General features: G+C 72.1%; 20 protein-coding genes and 1 tRNA gene. 17 read left to right on the top strand and 4 right to left on the bottom strand.

The annotated features are described in order from the left end of the window. Positions 1-335: 335 nt before the first annotated feature. The 3 genes from K377_RS24950 (at position 336) to K377_RS24940 (ending at position 2,659) form a co-directional block, all read left to right on the top strand. Positions 336-1,517 (top strand): glycerophosphodiester phosphodiesterase, encoded by a 1,182-nt coding sequence (locus K377_RS24950; RefSeq protein ID WP_111665734.1) that lies wholly within the window; start codon positions 336-338, stop codon positions 1,515-1,517. A gap of 74 nt (positions 1,518-1,591) precedes the next feature. Next, entirely contained in the window at positions 1,592-2,119 is a 528-nt protein-coding gene (locus K377_RS24945; protein WP_111665733.1) for a sigma-70 family RNA polymerase sigma factor, read from the top strand. 39 nt (positions 2,120-2,158) lie between these two features. After that, positions 2,159-2,659 carry a GNAT family N-acetyltransferase gene (locus K377_RS24940; protein ID WP_111665732.1) on the top strand — a complete coding sequence of 167 codons (501 nt, stop codon included), beginning with the start codon at positions 2,159-2,161 and terminating at the stop codon, positions 2,657-2,659. Positions 2,660-2,702: 43 nt separating this feature from the next. Here K377_RS24940 and K377_RS24935 read toward each other — a convergent pair whose 3' ends face one another. Both K377_RS24935 and K377_RS24930 read right to left on the bottom strand, forming a co-directional pair. Then, positions 2,703-3,188 carry a hypothetical protein gene (locus K377_RS24935; protein WP_181512635.1) on the bottom strand — a complete coding sequence of 162 codons (486 nt, stop codon included), beginning with the start codon at positions 3,186-3,188 and terminating at the stop codon, positions 2,703-2,705. Beyond that, positions 3,169-3,528: a hypothetical protein gene (locus K377_RS24930; protein WP_111665730.1), complete on the bottom strand. Its 360-nt coding sequence runs from the start codon at positions 3,526-3,528 to the stop codon at positions 3,169-3,171. The genes K377_RS24935 and K377_RS24930 overlap by 20 nt, the downstream gene beginning before the upstream one ends. Positions 3,529-3,599: 71 nt before the next feature. On the opposite strand from K377_RS24930, the gene K377_RS24925 reads away from it, so the two are divergent. From K377_RS24925 to K377_RS24880, 10 genes are all read left to right on the top strand, one after another. Continuing rightward, positions 3,600-4,250, top strand: a complete 651-nt coding sequence (locus tag K377_RS24925; RefSeq protein WP_111665729.1) for an HAD-IA family hydrolase — start codon at positions 3,600-3,602, stop codon at positions 4,248-4,250. A 426-nt stretch (positions 4,251-4,676) separates the two neighbouring features. Beyond that, positions 4,677-5,741, top strand: coding sequence for a methionine ABC transporter ATP-binding protein (locus K377_RS24920; protein WP_161195010.1), 1,065 nt, complete (start codon positions 4,677-4,679; stop codon positions 5,739-5,741). Beyond that, positions 5,738-6,457, top strand: a complete 720-nt coding sequence (locus tag K377_RS24915; RefSeq protein ID WP_111665727.1) for a methionine ABC transporter permease — start codon at positions 5,738-5,740, stop codon at positions 6,455-6,457. Before K377_RS24920 ends, K377_RS24915 begins: the two co-directional genes overlap by 4 nt. Before the next feature lie 71 nt (positions 6,458-6,528). Further along, on the top strand, positions 6,529-7,359 hold the full coding sequence (locus tag K377_RS24910; protein WP_111665726.1) for a MetQ/NlpA family ABC transporter substrate-binding protein: 831 nt from the start codon (positions 6,529-6,531) through the stop codon (positions 7,357-7,359). Next, the gene (locus tag K377_RS24905) at positions 7,359-8,171 is read left to right on the top strand and encodes a MetQ/NlpA family ABC transporter substrate-binding protein (protein WP_111665725.1); all 813 of its coding nucleotides are present in this window, start codon (positions 7,359-7,361) and stop codon (positions 8,169-8,171) included. The genes K377_RS24910 and K377_RS24905 overlap by 1 nt, the downstream gene beginning before the upstream one ends. 168 nt (positions 8,172-8,339) lie before the next feature. Next, complete coding sequence (locus tag K377_RS24900) at positions 8,340-8,978, top strand: GNAT family N-acetyltransferase (protein WP_111665724.1); 639 nt, start codon at positions 8,340-8,342, stop codon at positions 8,976-8,978. Between the two features lie 151 nt (positions 8,979-9,129). Then, on the top strand, positions 9,130-10,356 hold the full coding sequence (gene cbiE, locus K377_RS24895) for a precorrin-6y C5,15-methyltransferase (decarboxylating) subunit CbiE (protein WP_111665723.1): 1,227 nt from the start codon (positions 9,130-9,132) through the stop codon (positions 10,354-10,356). 355 nt (positions 10,357-10,711) lie between these two features. Further along, on the top strand, positions 10,712-13,876 hold the full coding sequence (gene cobT, locus K377_RS24890) for a nicotinate-nucleotide--dimethylbenzimidazole phosphoribosyltransferase (RefSeq protein WP_111665722.1): 3,165 nt from the start codon (positions 10,712-10,714) through the stop codon (positions 13,874-13,876). A gap of 217 nt (positions 13,877-14,093) precedes the next feature. Further along, complete coding sequence (gene cobA, locus K377_RS24885; RefSeq protein WP_111665721.1) at positions 14,094-15,329, top strand: uroporphyrinogen-III C-methyltransferase; 1,236 nt, start codon at positions 14,094-14,096, stop codon at positions 15,327-15,329. 54 nt (positions 15,330-15,383) lie between these two features. Further along, on the top strand, positions 15,384-16,211 hold the full coding sequence (locus K377_RS24880; RefSeq protein ID WP_111665720.1) for an RNA methyltransferase: 828 nt from the start codon (positions 15,384-15,386) through the stop codon (positions 16,209-16,211). A 9-nt stretch (positions 16,212-16,220) separates the two neighbouring features. On the opposite strand, the gene K377_RS24875 is transcribed toward K377_RS24880, so the two are convergent. After that, positions 16,221-17,522, bottom strand: a complete 1,302-nt coding sequence (locus K377_RS24875; protein ID WP_161195009.1) for a serine/threonine-protein kinase — start codon at positions 17,520-17,522, stop codon at positions 16,221-16,223. Between the two features lie 199 nt (positions 17,523-17,721). On the opposite strand from K377_RS24875, the gene K377_RS24870 reads away from it, so the two are divergent. The 4 genes from K377_RS24870 (at position 17,722) to K377_RS24855 (ending at position 19,986) form a co-directional block, all read left to right on the top strand. After that, the gene (locus K377_RS24870) at positions 17,722-18,000 is read left to right on the top strand and encodes a hypothetical protein (protein WP_111665718.1); all 279 of its coding nucleotides are present in this window, start codon (positions 17,722-17,724) and stop codon (positions 17,998-18,000) included. A gap of 218 nt (positions 18,001-18,218) precedes the next feature. After that, positions 18,219-18,443, top strand: coding sequence for a hypothetical protein (locus tag K377_RS24865; protein WP_111665717.1), 225 nt, complete (start codon positions 18,219-18,221; stop codon positions 18,441-18,443). Between the two features lie 232 nt (positions 18,444-18,675). After that, positions 18,676-19,632: a phosphotransferase family protein gene (locus K377_RS24860; protein ID WP_111665716.1), complete on the top strand. Its 957-nt coding sequence runs from the start codon at positions 18,676-18,678 to the stop codon at positions 19,630-19,632. Between the two features lie 69 nt (positions 19,633-19,701). Further along, positions 19,702-19,986 carry a zf-TFIIB domain-containing protein gene (locus K377_RS24855; protein WP_111665827.1) on the top strand — a complete coding sequence of 95 codons (285 nt, stop codon included), beginning with the start codon at positions 19,702-19,704 and terminating at the stop codon, positions 19,984-19,986. Positions 19,987-20,036: 50 nt separating this feature from the next. Here K377_RS24855 and K377_RS24850 read toward each other — a convergent pair. Then, positions 20,037-20,111: transfer RNA gene (locus K377_RS24850), tRNA-Val, on the bottom strand. Position 20,112: the final 1 nt, after the last annotated feature.

Genomic DNA, 20,112 nt, shown 5'->3' with positions numbered 1-20,112 from the left:
TCCGAGCACTGCCTTGATGAGCGCGAAGCGGGACAACGGGCCCTCCGATGTCGAGAGTGTCAAGATTTCGGTCGGTCACGGCTCGGGATCGGCCGTGACGGTCTGTGCAGGTGAGGACGATACTCGCGCCTGCGGGCCGGTCGCACATCGGGTTCACGGAGTGGATACGCAGAGTTGACCTGGGTTAGCGCACCGTTGACGTACCGGTGACCCTCAGCGGTCACCTCACCACACCCTCCCGTTCCGCACGAGGTCTCCCGTTCGTCACTCCCGCCCACCTACGATCGGGACCGCTTTGACAGGTGCAAGGCACGACCGGTCGGGAGGAGTGCTTCATGGGGAACGAGAAGTCACAGGCTGCGCGGGAGACCCGGGGAACCACAGGAGTGGGCCGCCGCTCGCTCCTCGGCGCCGCGGTGCTCGGAGCCGGCGCCGCCGCCCTCGCCGCGCCCGCCGCGGCCGGCACGAGTGGCGGAAAACACGGCGGACAGGGCATCAAGGGCCTGCCCGTGCCGACCGTCATCGGCCACCGCGGAGCCAGCGGCTACCGCCCCGAGCACACCCTGGGCTCGTACCAGCTGGCGCTCGACATGGGCGCCCACGTCATCGAGGCCGGGGACATCGTCCCGACCAAGGACGGCCACCTCGTATGCCGTCACGAGCCGGAAATCGGCGGGACCACGGACGTCTCGGCGCACCCCGAGTTCGCCTCCCGCAAGACCACCAAGATCATCGACGGGGTCTCGACGACCGGCTGGTTCACCGAGGACTTCACGCTCGCCGAGCTGAAGACGCTCAGGGCCAAGGAGCGCATCCCCGGCACCCGCCAGCACAACACCCTGTACGACGGCCGCTGGGAGATCCCCACCTTCGAGGAGGTCCTCGCCTGGCGCGCCGAGCAGAGCAGGAAGCGCGGCCGCGAGGTCTGGATCTACCCCGAGACCAAGCACCCCACCTACTTCCGCAAGCTGGGCCTCGGCCTGGAGGAGCGGCTCGCCAGGATCCTGCGCGCCCACGGGCTGCACCGGAAGAACTCGCCGGTCATCCTCCAGTCCTTCGAGCCGACCAGCATCCAGCGCCTGAACAAGCTCGTCGACAACCCGCTGGCCGTGCTGCTCTCCACGGCGAACTCCCGCCCCGCCGACTTCGTCGACAGCGGCGACCCGCGCACCGTCGCCGACCTGATCACGCCCAAGGGACTCGCCGAGATCGCCGGGTACGCCAACGGCATCGGCCCCACCCTCGACCTGATCATCCCGAAGGACGCCGCGGGCAAGCTCCTCGCCCCGACCACCCTCGTCAAGGACGCGCACGCGGCGGGCCTCATCCTGCACCCGTACACCATGCGCAACGAGAACACCTTCCTCCCCGCCGACTTCAAGAAGGGGACGGACCCGAACGCGTACGGCGACGCGTTCGGCGCCTTCAAGGCGTACTTCGCCACCGGGATCGACGGCATCTTCTCGGACAACTGCGACACCGCTCTCCTCGCCCGCGAGGACTTCGTCAACGGCTGACCGGCGAGCGCCGGTTGGAGTGATCACGGGCGGGCCCGGCAACCGGCGGCCGGACCCGCCCCGTCCCGACGTACATGACGTACGACATCCGGGTGCTCGACGCCCTGCGCCCCCTGCTCGCCGCGGAGGCGCACGCCGAACTCCCCGCCGCCGCCGACCGCGACGACCGGGCCGATCTGGAGCAGGACGTCTGGCTGCGCCTGCTCGAACGGCTCGCCGCACAGGGCCCGCCGCCCGACCCGGCCGCCTGGCTCACCCGGACGGTCCACGACGAGGCCCGCCGTCTGCGCCGCACCGGTCCGGCCGAACGGCCCGGCGCCGCCGAGCCCGCCGCCGACCCGCACGAGTCCGACCCGGAGCGCCGCACGCTCGCCCGGGAACGGGCCCGGACCCTGCACGCGGCCGTGCGCCGACTGCCCGGACGCTGCCCCCGCCTCATCGGCGCCCTGCTGTCCCCGCACGACCTCACGTACCGGGAGATCGCGGGCGAGTTGGGTATCTCACAGGGCAGCCTTGGGCCGGAACGTTCCAGATGTCTGGGTTGCCTGCGCAGAATCATGGCCGCCGAGGTTGCGCCGCGGGCCCACAGGGGAAAAGGCTGAGGGACACATGGCGGACAGGTGAGCGGGAGGCATGCACACATGGGCATGAGCGTGACCATCTCTGCGGCGACCGAAGAGGATGCCGAGCAGATCCTCAAACTGCAGTACCTCTGCTACCAGAGCGAGGCACAGCTCTACGGCGACTACTCGATCGAACCGCTCACCCAGAGCCTGGAGTCGCTCCGGGGCGAACTGACGAGCGGCACCGTCCTCGTGGCCCGCCTGGGCGACGAAGTGGTGGCGTCCGTGCGCGGCACGACCGACGCCGACGGCACGGCGCACATCGGCAAGCTGATCGTCCACCCGCGGCTGCGGCGCCACGGTCTCGGCGGCCGGCTGCTCGCCGCCATAGAGGCCCAGCTGGTCACCGGCGGCACGGCCAAGCGCTTCGAACTCTTCACGGGCCACCGCAGCGACCACAACCTGCGTCTGTACCGCAGGCACGGCTACGCCCCGGTCACCACCGAGAAGGTCGACGAGCGCCTGACCCTGGTGACCCTGGCGAAGGAGACCGAGGCGCCGACCCTCACCGGCGTCTGACCGGACGGCCGGGGCCCCGCCCCGGCCGCACCGACGAAGAGGCTCAGGCCTCCGCGGCCTCGGCCCCGTGCCGGAGCACGCCCTTGCGCAGCCAGTACATCGCGGTCAGCGGCAGGATCACGGGGATGAAGAGGTAGCCCATCCCGAAGTCCGACCACACGGTCGCGTCCGGGAACGCCGACGGCTCCACCAGCGTCCACACGCCCACGATCAGCACCCCCGCCAGCTCCAGCGCACAGCAGGCGAACGCGGCCCGCCGCGCCCGGTCCCCGCCGCGCACCAGCGAGTACGTGATGAACCCGTACACGACCCCCGCCACCGCGGACAGCGTGTACGCGAGCGGCGCCTTGCCGAAGTCCGTGGAGATCTGCACCGCCGAGCGCGACACGGCGCCGACGACCATGACGCCGTAGAGCCACACGAGCAGCATGCCCGGCCCGCTGATCAGCCGTCGCCGCCGCTTCTGCTCCCGCTTCCCGGACGCCTTCTCCGAAGAGGCCACAGCCACCTCATCCTCCCCAGATGTCATAGAGCCGCACTTCGAGAACGGCCAGCACCACACCGCCCGCCGCGACGGTCACCGACCCCCACCGGGTCCGCTCCGCCAGCGACATGAACCCCGCCGCCGGGACGCACGCGAACGCCCCGATCAGATAGGCGACGAAGATCGTCGTGCCCTGGTCCGGCTTCTCGCCGCGCGCCAGCTGCACGATGCCGACCACCAGCTGCACCAGCGCGAGCACCGACACCACGGCCATGCCGATGAAGTGCCAGTCCTTGGTGGGCTGGTCGCGAGAGGCGGCGAAGCCGCACCAGGCCGCGAGCGCGAGCGCGGCGAGACCCGTCACCAGGGTCAGGGCATCAAGCATGGCCGAGAGCCTATTACGGCCGAAATGACCCGCCGCCCGCGCCCCCGGCCCACCGCCCGTACGCTCGACGTATGAAGATCACCGCGGACGCCCTCCTCTTCGACAACGACGGAACTCTCGTCTCCTCGCTGGAGTCCGTGTACCGCTGCTGGACCCGCTGGGCGCAGGAGTACGGGATCACCGCCGAGCAGTTCGCGGCCATCGAGCTGCACGGCCGCCCCGCCGTCGAGATCGTCGCCGACCTGCTGCCCCCGGGGCGGGTCCTGGAGGCCGTCGCCCGGATCGAGGAGCTGGAGACCGAGGACGTGCCCAACGGCGGCACGCACCTGCTGCCCGGCGTCCGCGAACTCCTCGACGCGCTCCCGGAGGGCCGCTGGGCCGTCGTCACCTCCGCCACCCACCGGCTCGCCGCGGCCCGGCTCGCGGCCGTCGGCATCACCCCGCCGCTGATCATCGCCGCCGACGACATCACGCGCGGCAAGCCCGACCCGGAGCCGTTCCTGCTCGCCGCCGCGCGACTGGGCGCGGACCCGGCGCGCTGCGTCGTCTTCGAGGACGCCCCGGCCGGGCTGGCCGCGGGCCGCGCCGGCGGCATGACGACCGTGGCCTTGACCACAACGCACGCGGCCGCCGAACTCTCCGCCGACGTCGTGGTGAAGGACCTGTCGGCCGTGTCAGCACTGGTCACGGAGGCGGGCGTGGAGGTCGTCGCCGAGCCCTGAGCAGCCCCCGGCCACCATCCACGGCTGTCCGCTATTCGGACAGCCGTGGTGGATCGCGTCCTCACGTCTGCTTTACTTGCCCGCATGACCACGACGAGCAGCCGCACCCTTGCGACCGAGGCGACCCTGACGCCCGGTGCTCGTTGTATGTGTCGAATGTGCGCCTTCTGAGGGCCCCCACCGCCTGATCTCGCGCCCCGAAGCGAGACCCGCGCGCCCTGTTCCGTAGGGAGTGACTCCGCAGGGAGAAACAGTTCGCCTACGTGACCGGGCCTGCCCCGCGCACAGCTTCTCCGTACGGACATCAGCGCCGGCCCCGCGTCGGCGCGAGAACCTGTCGCGCGCCCGGAAACTCCTTCAGTTCCGAATGAATGCCCCGTGCCCGGCGCCACCCGTGCCGCGCACTCGACAGTGACGGACATCCACGTGATCACCACCCAGGGCCTCACCAAGGTCTACCGCTCGCGCGGCCGCGAGGTCACCGCCCTCGACGGCGTCGATCTGCACGTGCGCGAAGGCGAGGTGTACGGCGTCATCGGCCAGTCCGGCGCCGGCAAGTCCTCGCTGATCCGCTGCGTGAACCTCCTGGAGCGCCCCACCTCCGGCACCGTGACGGTGGCGGGCCAGGACCTCACCGCCCTCGCCGGGCGCGGCCCGCGCGCCGGCAAGGAACTGCGCGAGGCACGCAGCCGCATCGGCATGGTCTTCCAGCACTTCAACCTGCTGTCCTCGCGCACCGTCCAGGACAACATCGAGCTGCCCCTCGAAATCCTCGGCAAGACGGGGAAGGAACGTTCCTCCAAGGCGCTGGAACTCCTCGACCTGGTCGGCCTCGCCGACAAGGCGAAGTCCTACCCGGCGCAGCTCTCCGGCGGCCAGAAGCAGCGCGTCGGCATCGCCCGCGCACTGGCCGGCGACCCGAAGGTGCTGCTCTCCGACGAGGCCACCAGCGCCCTCGACCCGGAGACCACCCGCTCGATCCTCAAGCTCCTGCGCGACCTCAACCGGCAGCTCGGCCTGACCGTCCTGCTCATCACGCACGAGATGGACGTCGTCAAGACCGTCTGCGACTCCGCCGCCCTCATGGAGCACGGGCGGATCGTCGAGTCGGGCACGGTCAGCGAACTCCTCGCGACCCCGGGCTCCGAACTCGCCGCCGCGCTCTTCCCCGTCAGCGGCGACGCGTCCGGCGCCGACCGCACCGTCATCGACGTCACCTTCCACGGGGAGTCGACGACCCAGCCGGTCGTCTCGCAGCTCGCGCGCACGTACAACATCGACATCTCGATCCTGGGCGCCGCGATGGACACCGTTGCCGGCAAGCAGGTCGGCCGCATGCGCATCGAACTGCCCGGCCGCTACGAGGACAACGTCGTACCCATCGGCTTCCTGCGCGAGCAGGGCCTCCAGGTCGACATCGCCGAGAACGCCGAGAGCCCGTCCCGCGACGCCGCCGCGTCCGTACTGCTGAAGGAAGGTGTGTCCAAGTGACCTGGTCGGAGATGCAGCCGCTGTTGTCCCAGGCGTGTTGGGACACCCTCTACATGGTCGGCTGGTCCACGCTGATCGCCGTCGTCGCGGGCCTGCCGCTCGGCGTCCTGCTCGTCCTCACCGACCGTGGCGGCATGGTGCAGAACGCCGTCGCCAACAAGGTGATCGGGCAGATCGTGAACATCGTGCGGTCGATGCCGTTCCTGATCCTGATGGTCGCCCTGATGGGCTTCACCCGCTGGATCGTCGGCACCACCATCGGCCGCGAGGCCGCCATCGTGCCGCTCGCCATCGGCGCCATCCCGTTCTTCGCGCGGCTCGTCGAGACCTCCGTGCGCGAGGTCGACGGCGGGCTCGTCGAGGCCGTGCAGTCGATGGGCGGCAACACCTGGACCGTCGTCCGCAAGGTCCTCGTCCCCGAGTCGCTGCCCTCGCTGATCTCCGCGACCACCACGACGATCATCGCGATCATCGGCTACTCCGCGATGGCCGGCACGGTCGGCGCGGGCGGCCTCGGCGACCTCGCCATCCGCTACGGCTACCAGCGCTTCGAGACGTCCATGATGTGGATCATCGTGGCGATCCTCGCGGTCACCATCGCGATCATCCAGTTCGCCGGCGACAGCGGCGCCCGGGTCCTGCACCGCCGTGCGGGCAAGGGCGGCGAACCGCTCCGTTTCCGGGCCTTCCTCAGAACGGCGTCCACCAGCGCCTGACGGAAGCTCCCGATTCCCTGACTCCCCGCCCCACCCGGCGGGTTGCACCACCATGGAGAAAGGCACTTTTCGTGCGTAACACCACCAAGATCACCGCAACTGTCCTCGCCACCGGCGCCCTCACCCTGGGTCTCACCGCCTGCGGCTCCGACAAGGGCGACACCAAGGCCAAGGCGTCCGACCCGCTGGTCGTCGCCGCGACTCCCGTCCCGCACGCCGAGGTTCTCGACTACATCAAGAAGAACCTGGCGAAGAAGGCCGGCCTCAACCTCGAGGTCAAGGAGTTCACGGACTACGTCCAGCCGAACAACGCCACCGAGGACGGCTCGGTCGACGCCAACTACTTCCAGACCGTGCCGTACCTCGAGGACTTCAACAAGAAGAACGGCACGCACCTGAAGTCCGTCGCCACCGTCCACCTGGAGCCGCTCGGCCTCTACTCCAAGAAGGCCACGAAGATCGACGGCATCAAGAAGGGCGGCACCATCGCCGTCCCCAACGACGCCGACAACGAGAGCCGCGCCCTGCGCTTCCTCGCCGCCAACGGGCTCATCACCCTCAAGAGCGGCTCCGAGGCCACCGCGACCCCCCAGGACATCGCGAAGAACCCGAAGGACCTGACGTTCAAGGAGGTCGAGGCGGCCCAGACCCCGCGCTCCCTCCAGGACGTCGACGCCGCGGTGATCAACGGCAACTACGCCATCGGTGCCGACCTCAGCCCGGCCAAGGACGCCCTCGTCCTGGAGTCGGCGAAGAACAACAAGTACAACAACGTCCTCGCGGTCAAGGAGGGCAACGAGGACGACCCGCGCGTGAAGAAGCTCGCCAAGCTCCTCACGTCCCCCGAGGTGAAGAAGTTCATCGAGGACAAGTACAAGGGTTCGGTGCTCCCCTCCTTCTGATGCGTACGTACACGATTCCCGCTGCCGTGATCGCCGGGGCACTCGCCCTCGGCCTCACGGCCTGCGGATCGGAGAAGAGCGACAGCGCGAACGGCACGCTGGTCGTCGGGGCCACCCCGACCCCGGCCGGCGAGGTCCTCGCGTACGTCAAGGACCACCTGGCGAAGAAGGCCGGACTCGACCTGGAGATCAAGGAGTTCACGGACTACGTCCTGCCGGACACCGCACTCCAGGACGGCACCCTCGACGCCAACCTCTACCAGCACACGCCCTACTTGGAGGACTTCAACCGGTCCAAGGGCACCACCCTGAGCGCGGTCACCGACGTGTACCTGCCGCCCATGGGCGTCTACTCCAAGAAGGTCGACGACGTCACGAAGCTCGCCGAGGGCGCGACCGTCGCACTGCCCAACGACACCACCAATGAAGGCAGGGCGCTCGAACTCCTCGCCTCCAAGGGCGTCATCGAGCTCAAGAAGGACGCGGGCGCGAACGCGAGTCCCCAGGACATCGCGGAGAACCCGAAGGGCCTGACGTTCAAGGAGCTCGAACCGGCGCAGCTGCCGCGCTCGTTGAGCGACGTCGACGCGGCCGTCATCAACAACAACTACGCGCTCGACGCCGACCTGAGCCCCCAGAAGGACGCCATCCTCCTGGAAGCGGTGAAGGACAACCCGTACAACAACGTCCTCGCCGTCAAGAAGGGCAACGAGGACGACCCGCGCGTGAAGAAGCTCGCGAAACTGCTCACGTCGCCCGAGGTGAAGAAGTTCATCGAGGACACGTACAAGGGCTCGGTCCTTCCGGCCTGAGGCAACGCACGGGCCGTACGACCCGCAGACACACCCCACATGGGGGCCGTTCCCGGCAACAGGGGCGGCCCCCATGTGCAGTTACGTGCCTGCATGCTGCATGCTGGGCACTTCACCCCCGGCCGACACGAGGGACGACAGGCGGCCACGAAGGTTACGGAGCGGCCCATGACGACCACCTTCCCCGAGATCTCCATCAGCACGGAGCGCTTGGTGCTGCGTGCGCTCGACGAGGACGACGTCCCCGCCCTGGCCGAGATGATGAACGACGAGCTGGTCGCCGCCTGGACGTCGGTACCGCAGCCCTTCACGGAGGACGACGCCCGGACCTGGATCAGGGAGTACGCCCCGCGCGAGCGCACGGCCGGCACCGGACTGGTCCTGGCCGTCACCGAGTTCCTCACCCAGCGCCTGGTCGGCGTCATCCGGCTCACCGGGACCGACTGGCACGTCCGCGCGACCGAACTGTCGTACATCGTGGCCCCCTGGGCCCGCGGCGAGGGCTACGCCTCCGAGGCGGCGCTCGCCACCGCCCAGTGGCTCTTCCGCGACCAGGCCCTGGAGCGCATCGAACTGCGCACCGCCGCCGACAACACCGCCGCCCAGCAGGTCGCCCAGAAGATCGGCTGCATCAGCGAGGGCGTGCTGCGGGGCGCCTGCATAGCGCGTACCCGCACCGAGGACGGCACCTGGGCCGACGTCCGTACCGACTTCATCGTGTGGAGCCTGCTCCCCGAGGACATCGAGGGCGTCACCGAGCAGCTCGCCGAGGCCGGCGGATTCACCGCGTTCTCCGACTGGAACTGACGCGGCCGGGAAACGGTCCGGAAAGAGACCGGAACCCACGCACAGGCAACGGCCGGATCCAGCAGGTACGCTCACGGTGCCCCGCCCGGCCCTGCCCATCGGCGGCTCCCTCTCGCGTACGCATCCGCACCTCTCCTGGAGACTGACAACGATGGCCGACCGGGTCACGGTGATCGGCTGGGACGGCTCGCCCCTGACCGCGGCAGCCCGTTCCGCACTCGGCGCGGCCACCCTCGTGGCCGGCGCCGCCCACCACCTGGCGCTGCCCGAAGTGCCCGGGCGCGCCGAGCGCGTCCGGCTCGGCAGCGTCTCCCTCGCCGCCCGCCGGATCACCGGGCACCGCGGCACCGCCGTCGTCATCGCCGACGGAGACCCCGGCTTCTTCGGCGTCGTGCGCACCCTGCGCGCCCCCGAGTACGGCCTGGAGGTCGAGGTCGTCCCGGCCGTCTCCTCCGTCGCCCAGGCCTTCGCCCGGGCCGGCATGCCCTGGGACGACGCCCAAGTGGTCGTCGCCCACCGCCGCACCCTGCGCCGCGCGGTGAACGTGTGCCGGGCCCACACCAAGGTCGCCGTCCTCACCTCGCCCGGCGCCGGCCCCGCCGAACTCGGCCTGCTCCTCGAAGGCGTCCACCGCACCTTCGTCATCTGCGAGGAGCTGGGCACCGACCGCGAACAGGTCACGGTCGTCACCTCCGACAAGGCCGCCGACCACACCTGGCGCGACCCCAACGTGGTCATCGTCGCCGGCGGCACGGTCACCACTCCGGCCCCGGAGAACGGCGGCTGGCTCGCCGGCGGCGAGCCGCGGGACACGGCCTCCGCCCCGCGCGGCTGGGCCCTGCCCGCCGCCGAGTACACCGGCCCCTTCGGCGAGGGCGAGACCGAACAGCTGCGCGCGGCCCAACTCGCCCGCCTCGGACCGAGGACCGGCGACCTGGTGTGGGACATCGGCTGCGGCAGCGGCGCGTTCACCGCCGAGGCCGCCCGGTTCGGCGCCGCCGTCATCGCCGTGGACCGCGACGAGGACGCCTGCGCCCGCACCCTGTCGGCCGTCCGCGGCTTCGGCGTCCAGGCGCAGATCGTGCACGGCACCGCTCCGCACGCCCTGGAGGACCTGCCCGAGCCCGACGTCGTCCGGGTCGGCGGCGGGGGAGCGGCGGTCGTCTCGGCGGTCGCCGACCGCCGCCCCGCGCGGATCGTCGCGCACGCGGCGACACGCGACGCGGCCGAACTCATCGGCAGGGACCTGACGGAGCACGGTTACGACGTCGAGTGCGCCCTTCTGCAATCCGTCGAACTGGACACTCGCGTCTGGACGGAGAAGGAGCGGACTGTGGGATTCCTCCTGTCCGGACGCCTGCCGGACCGCCACCCGTGACCCGGACGGCCCAGTACGCGCGGTAGGCTGGCCGATCGTTGTACCGCGCCGTGGCGTCCGACAATTCGTCGGTCAATGTCCGGAAAGCGCGCCACCTTTGGGGCGTGTTGTGGTACGGCGCCGACCGGAGGACGCGCAACGTGGCGCAGTCCACAGAAGGCCATGGGTGATCTACGTTCCGTGGCCGCGTTCCGACCGGGACAATGCCTGTTGTCCGGGGCGGTTCGTGCCGCGCGGCGCGCACGCTCGTTCATCATGACGGGCGGTTGACGCACCGCTCCGGTCAAGGGGGTTGCTCACCGGGCCACGGGCCCGGGGCGGCCGGCAAGTTCTCATCGATGGGCGAGGGGTAGGCATGACCGACACCGGTCAGGTTCCGGGCGAGGGGCTGCCGGAGAACGCAGGCGCGGTGGACCAGCCGGGCGTTCCCGCCCCGGGTGCGTACACCTACCTCGATCCCGCCGAAGCCACCGCCGAGGACGACGAACTCCTCCTGATGCCGGGCTCCCAGGGTGCCTGGGGCCAGCCGTACGAGGCCCAGATCCCGGCCCCCGCGCCGCAGCAGGGCTATGCCGCCGCGCCCGCTCCCCAGGCGCACGAGCCGGGCCCGCACGAGATGGCCGGCCGCGACAGCGGGCACCACGACATGGGCGGCATGCACCTGCAGAACCAGCCGGCCGCCGCCGGTGCCGTGAACCAGGGCCCCGCCCGCCGCCCGCTGCACATGGGCCCGCCCACGCCCGAGACGGGCGGCACCGTGCGCTCGCTCGCCGACCGCGGCCCCGCGCAGCAGACCCCGGCCAACCCGATGCCCGTACGGCAGTCGGGTCCGCCCACCACGGGTCCCGAGTACCTCGACATCCCGCCGCAGGGCGCCGCGCCGTGGGAGTCCGCGGACGCGCAGCCGCAGCCGGGGTTCGAAATGCCGCAGATCCCCGCAGAAACGGTCGTTCCGGAGGCGTACGCCGTCCCGCAGGAGCAGGTGGCCGCGGCGCAGTTCGCGCCGGTCGCCGAGCCCGCCCCGGTCGGTGCCTACGCGGGCCAGGCCGAGCAGGCCGACCCGTACGGCATGCCGCAGGAGACCGGGCAGCAGCCGCTCGGCCAGTTCGTGCCCGTCGAGGGCGTCGTGCCCACGACCCCGCACCTGGCCCCGACGCCGCCGCACGCCATGACGGTCCCGCCGATGCCGGAGCCCGCCGCGGAGCAGATGCCCGAGCCGGTCGCCGCTGAGCCCGAGCAGATCGCCCAGCCCGAGCCGGTCGCCCCGGCCGAGCAGCTCCCGCAGCCCGCCGAGCCGGTCGCGCAGCAGGAGCCGCTGGAACCGATCGCCGAGCAGCCCGTCCCGGAGCCCGTGGCCCCGGCGGAGCCCGAGCCGCAGCCCGAGGCGCCGATCGCGCTGGGCCCGGTACCGGTCGAGCCGCTTCAGCAGCCGGAGCCCGAGGAGCAGGCGCTCGCCGAGGTGCCGGTCGCCCCGCAGGCGGCCGAGGAACAGCCCGAGCAGCAGCCCGAGCCCGCCGAGGGTCCTGAGCAGATCGAGATCGCGGCCTCGGTGCCCGCCCCGCGCGACGGCGGCCCCGCCGCGGCCCCGACGCCCGAGCAGGCCCCGGTGCCCGAGCCCGTCATGGTGCAGGAGCCCGTCGCCGACGAGGAGCCGGAGCTGATCGAGGTCGCCCCGGAGCCCGTCCACGAGCCTCAGCTGCTCCAGGACGCCCAGCCCGTTCAGCTCGTCGACGAGGCGCAGCCCGAGCCCGAGCCGCTGCCCGAGGCGGGGGAGCCGGAGCCGATCGGCACCGCGGCCCCCGGCTACGACGACGCCGAGCGCGAGGCCGTCCTGCGCGTGATGCGCGAGCGCCGCGACATCCGCAACGGCTTCCGCGGCGACCCCATCCCGCACGAGGTGCTGCTCCGCGTCCTGGAGGCGGCCCACACGGCGCCGTCCGTCGGCCACTCCCAGCCCTGGGACTTCGTCGTCATCCGCTCCGCCGAGACCCGGCGCACGATGCACGAACTGGCCATGCGGCAGAAGGACGCGTACGCGAAGTCCCTGCCCAAGGGCCGCGCGAAGCAGTTCAAGGAACTGAAGATCGAGGCCATCCTCGACACCCCGGTGAACATCGTCGTCACCGCCGACCCGACCCGCGGCGGCCGCCACACCCTGGGCCGGCACACGCAGCCCCAGATGGCGCCGTACTCCTCCGCGCTCGCGGTCGAGAACCTGTGGCTCGCCGCCCGCGCCGAGGGCCTGGGCGTCGGCTGGGTCTCGTTCTTCGACGAGCGCGAGATGGTCCGCACGCTCGGCCTGCCCGACCACCTCGAAGTCGTCGCCTACCTCTGCGTCGGTTACGTCGACGAGTTCCCGGAGGAGCCCGAGCTGATGCAGGCGGGCTGGTCCAAGCGCCGCCCGCTGTCCTGGGTCGTCCACGAGGAGACGTACGGGCGTCGGGCCCTGCCCGGCGAGGACCCGCACGACCTGCTCGCCGAGACCGTCTCCAACATCCGCCCGCTGGACGCCAAGGCGCTCGGCGAGGCCTGGGAGCGGCAGAAGCGCATGACGAAGCCCGCCGGGGCGCTCGGCATGCTGGAGATCATCTCCGCGCAGCTGTCCGGCCTGTCCCGGATGTGCCCGCCCCCGGTCCCGGAGCCCGCGGCCGTCGCGATCTTCGCGGGCGACCACGGCGTGCACGCCCAGGGCGTCACCCCGTGGCCGCAAGAGGTCACCGGCCAGATGGTCGCGAACTTCCTGGGCGGCGGCGCGGTCTGCAACGCGTTCGCGAACCAGGTCGGCGCCGAGGTCTGCGTCATCGACGTGGGCGTCGCCTCCGAACTCCCGGCCACGCCCGGCCTGTTGCCCCGCAAGGTGCGGGCCGGCACCGCCGACATGACGACCGGTCCCGCGCTGACCCGCGAAGAGGTCAAGGCGGCCATCGAGGTCGGCATCGAGACCGCCCGCGACCTGGTCGCGGCGGGCAACAAGGCGCTGCTCACCGGCGAGATGGGCATCGCGAACACGACGGCGTCGGCCGCCCTGATCTCCGTCTACACCGAGGTCGACCCGGCCGAGGTCACCGGCCGCGGCACCGGCATCAACGACGAGACGCACGCCCGCAAGATCGAGGTCGTGCGCCGCGCCCTCGACGTGCACCGGCCCGACCCGGCGGACCCGATCGGCGTCCTCGCGGCGGTCGGCGGCCTGGAGCACGCGGCCCTCGTCGGCCTGCTCCTGGGCGGCGCCTCGCTGCGTACGCCGGTCATCCTCGACGGCGTCAGCGCCGGTGCGGCCGCCCTGGTCGCCCGGGCCATCGCCCCCGAGGTGCTCGCGGCCTGCATCGCGGGCCACCGCAGCGCCGAGCCCGGCCATGTCGCGGCCCTGAACAAGCTGGGCCTGCGCCCCCTGGTCGACCTCGACCTCCGCCTCGGCGAGGGCACCGGCGCCCTCCTGGCCCTTCCGATCGTCCAGAGCGCGGCGCGGGCGATGCACGAGGTGGCGACGTTCGACTCGGCGGGCGTCACCGAGAAGTAGACGCAAGCCTGCCCACAGCTCCGCGCTGTGGGCAGGCGTTCCGTCCGGGGGCACCTCCCACGCCCTCAAGGCTGTGGGGGACGGAACGGGTGGGCACAGCCCTACGGTGCCGGGTGACTGTCACAGAGGCCCCGACATAAGCTGCCCTCACCAGAACCTGCACGTCACAGGGCTCCAAAGTCGCAGCCCCCGAGCCCGCCGCCAGGAGCCGCCCGCCATGCCGTCCCCCCAGCACCCCGCATACCCCGTCGGCCTCCGCCTGACGAACCGCAGGACGATAGTGATCGGCGGCGGCCAGGTAGCCCAGCGCAGGCTGCCCGCGCTGATAGCGGCCGGCGCGGACATCACCCTGATCTCCCCGTCCGCGACCCCCTCCGTCGAGGCCATGGCCGACGCGGGCGAGATCACGTGGACCCGTCGCCGCTACGAGGAGGGCGACCTGACCGGCGCCTGGTACGTCCTCGTCGCCACGGCGGACCGCGCCGCGAACGACCTGGCCTCCGCCGAAGCGGAGCGCAACCGCACCTGGTGCGTCCGCTCCGACGACGCCGAGGCCGCGACGGCCTGGACCCCGGCCACCGGCCGCACCGAGGGCGTCACCGTCGCGGTGCTGTCCACCGAGGCCGCCGACCGCGACCCGCGCCGCACGGCCGCGGTACGCGACGCGCTGGTCGAGGCCCTGCGCGACGGCACGGTCACCGCGGAACGCACCCGCACCCCGGGCGTCGCCCTGGTCGGCGGCGGCCCCGGCGACCCCGACCTGATCACGGTCCGCGGCCGCCGGCTCCTCGCGGAGGCCGACGTCGTCATCGCCGACCGGCTCGGCCCGCGCGACCTGCTCGACGAACTCCCGCCGCACGTCGAGGTGATCGACGCGGCGAAGATCCCGTACGGCCGTCAGATGGTCCAGGAGGCCATCAACCAGGCCCTCATCGACCACGCCAAGCAGGGCAAGGCCGTCGTCCGCCTCAAGGGCGGCGACCCCTACGTCTTCGGCCGCGGCATGGAGGAGGCCCAGGCGCTCGCCGCCGAGGGCATCCCGGTCACCGTCGTGCCCGGCATCTCCAGCTCGATATCGGTGCCCGGCGCGGCCGGCATCCCCGTCACCCACCGCGGTGTCGCCCACGAGTTCACCGTGGTCAGCGGCCATGTCGCCCCCGACGACGCGCGCTCCCTCGTCGACTGGCCGGCGATGGCCCGGCTGACCGGCACCCTCGTGATCCTCATGGGCGTCGACAAGATCGGAAAGATCGCCGAGGCCCTGATCGCGCACGGAAAGCCGGCCGACACCCCCGTCGCCCTCGTCCAGGAGGGCACGACGTCCGCCCAGCGCCGCGTCGACGCGACCCTCGCCACGGTCGGCGAGCGGGCCGTCGCGGAAGGCGTGAAGCCCCCGGCGGTCATCGTCGTCGGCGCGGTGGTCCACGAGAACCCCACACGTAACCAGCGGTAGCAAGAGCAGTACTCAACCGTTGGCACCACAACCAGAACAAGGCAGTATCGATCCGTGGCTGAACCCAGAGGTCTCATCACCATCGAGGACCCCGACGACCCGCGCCTGCGCGACTACACGGGCCTGACCGACGTGGAGCTGCGCCGCAAGCGCGAACCCGCCGAGGGCCTGTTCATCGCCGAGGGCGAGAAGGTCATCCGCCGGGCCAAGCTGGCCGGCTACGAGATGCGCTCGATGCTGCTCTCCGCCAAGTGGGTCGACGTCATGCGCGACGTCATCGACGAGGTCCCCGCCCCGGTCTACGCGGTCGCCCCCGACCTGGCCGAACAGGTCACCGGCTACCACGTGCACCGCGGCGCCCTCGCCTCCATGCAGCGCAAGCCGCTGCCGACGGCCGAGGACCTGCTCGCGACGGCCCGGCGTGTCGTGATCATGGAGTCGGTGAACGACCACACCAACATCGGCGCGATCTTCCGCTCGGCCGCGGCGCTGGGCATGGACGCGGTCCTGCTCTCCCCGGACTGCGCGGACCCGCTCTACCGACGCTCGGTGAAGGTCTCCATGGGCGCGGTCTTCTCGGTGCCTTACGCCCGCCTGGAGACCTGGCCGAAGTCGCTCGAGTCGGTGCGCGAGGCGGGCTTCAGCCTGCTGGCGCTCACCCCGGCCGAGCGGGCGAAGTCCCTGGACGAGGTGGCCCCGCACCGGATGGACCGGGTGGCTCTGATGCTCGGCGCCGAGGGCGACGGCCTGACGACCAAGGCCCTCATGGCCGCCGACGAATGGGTCCGCATCCCGATGGCCCACGGCGTGGACTCGCTGAACGTCGGAGCGGCGGCCGCGGTCGCGTTCTACGCGGTGGCCACCGGCCGCCCCGAACTCTGATCGGAGCGCTCAGCCCGCGCTGTCGCCGGCGGACGGCGTCCGCGGCTGCGTCGCACTGGCGTGCGGCACACCGAGGTCGCCCAGGCCGCGCGAAGGACCCTGGCAGCCCTGCATGGCCGCGATGGCCAGCGCCACGAGCAGCGTCACGACCACGAACACGAAGAGCCGCTGGCCGAGCAGCCGCGGATTCGCGGGGCGCAGCCGCTTGCCCGTCCCCGTCCCGTTCGTCCGCGGCGCCGGACGCCCCGCGCCACTGCGCGGCGCCGGCCTGCTGCCCGACCGCGACGTGCTGTTGCGGGAGCCGCCGCCGGTCCGCCCGTTGCTGGGCCGGGGCGTGGCCGTGCCCGGCTGGGTACGCCGCTGCGTGCGCTGCTGCTCGTGCTGCTCGTGCGCATCGTGCCGCTCGGTGGGGTGGGCGAGCCGCCCCGTCGGCCGGTCCTGCTCCGCCATCCGCTGCGCCGGCGGCCGCGCCTCACCGAGGCCCTGGGCCTCGCGGGCCGCGATCTCCTTGAGCCGCAGCGACAGTTGCAGCGTGCTGGGCCGCTCCTCGGGATCCTTGGCCAGACACGCGCGCAGCAGCGGTGCCAGTGCGTCCGGCACCCCGTGCAGCTGCGCCTCCTCGTGCACCACGCGGTAGAGCATGACCTCGGAACTGCCGTGACCGAACGGCGAGTCGCCCATCGCCGAGTACGCGAGGGTGGCCCCGAGGGCGAACACGTCCGTGGCCGGGGTGACGGCGGCCCCGCGCACCTGCTCGGGCGCCAGGAAGCCGGGGGAGCCCACCGCGGTCCCCACGTGCGTCAGCGTCGAGGCGCCGGTCGCCCAGGCGATACCGAAGTCGATGATCCGCGGCCCCTTCGGGGACAGCAGGATGTTGGACGGCTTGAGGTCCCGGTGCACGACGCCCGCCTCGTGCACGGCGACGAGCCCCTCCGACAGCGCGGCGCCCACGGCGGCCACGTCGGCCGCGGCCAGCGGGCCCTCCTCCGCCACCTTGTCGTGCAGCGAGGGGCCGGGCACGTACTGCGTGGCGAACCACGGACGGTCGGCCTCCAGGTCGGCGGCCACCAGGCGCGCCGTACACCCGCCCCGGATCCTCCGTGCGGCGGACACCTCGCGCGCGAAGCGCGACCGGAACTCCTGATCCTCCGCCAGATCCGGCCTGATCACCTTGAGCGCGACCCGCTGGCCCCTGCGGTCGGAGCCGAGATAGACCACGCCCATCCCGCCGGCCCCGAGCCGTCTGTGAAGCCTGAACGAGCCGACGACGCGCGGGTCCTCGCGCCTCAGGCGCATCATCGCCATGTCCATCCCCGCTGCTGCCCGGTCCGTCTGACGAGCCACAGCTTACGTTTCCGCGCCCGGCTGCGCGCAGAGGCCGCGCCCTCACGGCCCATTCGATTGTCAGTGCCGGGTGGGAAACTTGAAGAGTGGTCAGGGAGCGCGGGAGCAGGGCGGATCCATACCGCCCGATATCCCAACCACCCGTCGCAGAAGGGGGATTGAGCCCATGAAGGGTGATCGGGTCGAGATAGTCGTGGACGCCGGGGACACGACACGCACGTACGAGGTGGTGGCCAGCCGCGCCGGTCGAAGAGTGGAGACGGCGGTGCGCAGGGGAGTCGTGGAAGTGAGCGAAGTCACCCGGTCCGGCTCCGTGGTGCGCACCGCGCGCTTCATGGCGACCCGGGTGCTGGCCCTGGTCGAGCAGCCGGTGCCGCGCGAGGAGGCGGCCGAGCGGGAGGCGCGGACGGGCCGTTCCCTGGGGGAAGACCCCGAGACCTCGTAGCCCCACGGGCCACCGTCTCCACCCAGGGGAGTACACGAGCCGGAAGCGCTCATCCTCCGGGAGGCCCGGCAATCGGTACGAGGGCATGACGACCGGGACGTGCGGCGACCGTAGATTTGAGGTCAAGCGGCGGGTGCAGCACTCGTCCCCCGAGGTCAGGTGCCCGCCGCTGCCAACCACACAGGACAACAGAATCTTGACCGGGAAGGGAGAGGGCCATGGCGGACACGGCATCGCGGACCACTGCGTTCCGCACGCGGATCGGCCGGGCCGGCGCGTCCGGCCTGTTCGGCCTCTTCGGTGGCCCCGCCACCGGCCGGCGCCACCCCCTGGTGGCCACGGCCATGGTCCTTCCTCTCGCTGCCCTGCTCGTCGTCGTCTTCGGCGGCTGGGACGCGATGGTCACACAGGCGTCGTCCGTGGGCGTGATGCTGGGGCGCTGAGCGGCGCCTCCAGACCCGGAAGAGCGGTCCGGGCGGGGACATCCGGCCATGAAACCCCGTGGGGACGGGGGTGCGGCGGACGGCACAAATACTGCGCGCAGCTGGGGAGCTGCGCGCAGTATTGCTTTTCGGTCCGCTTTTCCCGGTCTTCCGGATCCCCTTTTCCCGGGGGTACGCGCGAGGGCCGGGAGCCGTAGGCTCGGCGCGACCACGCACCACACCCGGGGGACCCGTGACCACCTCCACGCCCATCCTTCCCGAGCTGCGCGCCAAGGCCCGTACGGCCGCCCACCCGGCGGGCATCCCGTGCGTCTGCGGCGCGACGACGCTCGCGGACCGCCCCGACGGCGCCGTCGTCCGGCACGGCGACACCGTCGCGAAGGCCCACGGCCCCGGCACGGACCCCGCCGACCTCGACCGCCGTCTCGCCGTGGCCGCGCACCCCGCCCTGACCGGCGTACTCCTGCCGCCGCTGCGCCCCACCGCGTCGCCCCTGCACGACCGCCTGGTCACGCTCTGGCCCTACGGCACCCCGGTCGACCCGGACCATCCCGAACGAGCGCCGTGGGAGGCCGCCGGCGCCCTCCTGGCCCGCCTCCACAGCGTCCCGGCGCACCGGCTGCCGCCCGGCCTGCCCGCGATGCGGGGCCCGCTCAAGGCCGCCGCCGCGCTGGACCGCCTGCGCGCCGCCGCTCCCGGTCATCCGGCCGCGCCGCCGATCCTCGCCGCCTGGCGCGCCCTGCCGCCCTGGGCCCGCGCCGAGGCCCCGTACGACCACGCCCGCGCGCTCTGCCACGGCGACCTCCACCTCGGCCAGCTGGTCCGCCACCCGGCCGACCCTGCGGCCTGGCTCCTCATCGACATCGACGACCTCGGACTCGGCGACCCCGCATGGGACTTGGCGCGTCCTGCGGCCTGGTTCGCCTGCGGTCTGCTGCCCGCCGAGGACTGGATACGTTTCCTGACCGCCTACCAACGCACGGGCGGCGCAAAGGAGCTGAGCCTCGACGACCCCTGGCCGGCCCTCGACGTACCGGCCCGCGCGCTCACCGTGCAGACGGCGGCCCTCGCCGTGGCGAAGGCCACCGGAGCGGGACGTGTGCTGGACGAGGTGGAGGAAGCGGTCGTCGACGCCTGTGCCCGCATGGCATCCGTGCCGACCCAGTTGGGGACCGATCCGGCCAAGTAGGGTGCGGGGGACGGAAGCCGGGAAGTGTTCCGGCGAAGCAGCACCGACCGGCAGGGAGTTGAGCCGACCATGCAGTGTCCCAAGTGTCACGCACCGATGCACACCTACAACCGCAATGGCGTCCAGATCGAGCAGTGCAGCGGTTGCCGCGGGATATTCCTGGACTACGGCGAGCTGGAGTCGCTGACCCGCCTCGAATCCCAGTGGCAGCAGCAGGCCCCACCGGCCCCGCCCGCCCCACAGGCCTATCCCGCCGCCCCGGCCCCCGCCTGGGGCGCCCCGCACCACGGCGGCCACCACGGGCACCACGGCCACCACCAGCGCGGCTTCGGCCGGATGCTCTTCTCCTCCTGAGCCCTGACACACGAAGAAGCCCCCGGTCACGAGGACCGGGGGCTTCTTGCTGGTGCGCGATACTGGGATTGAACCAGTGACCTCTTCCGTGTCAGGGAAGCGCTCTCCCGCTGAGCTAATCGCGCG

This window comes from Streptomyces sp. PsTaAH-137, from assembly GCF_003259365.1.
In the GTDB taxonomy this organism is placed as follows: Bacteria; Actinomycetota; Actinomycetes; order Streptomycetales; family Streptomycetaceae; genus Streptomyces.
The sequence above is the reverse complement of the archived record's forward strand: the minus strand, read 5'-3'. Positions and strand labels throughout refer to the sequence as shown.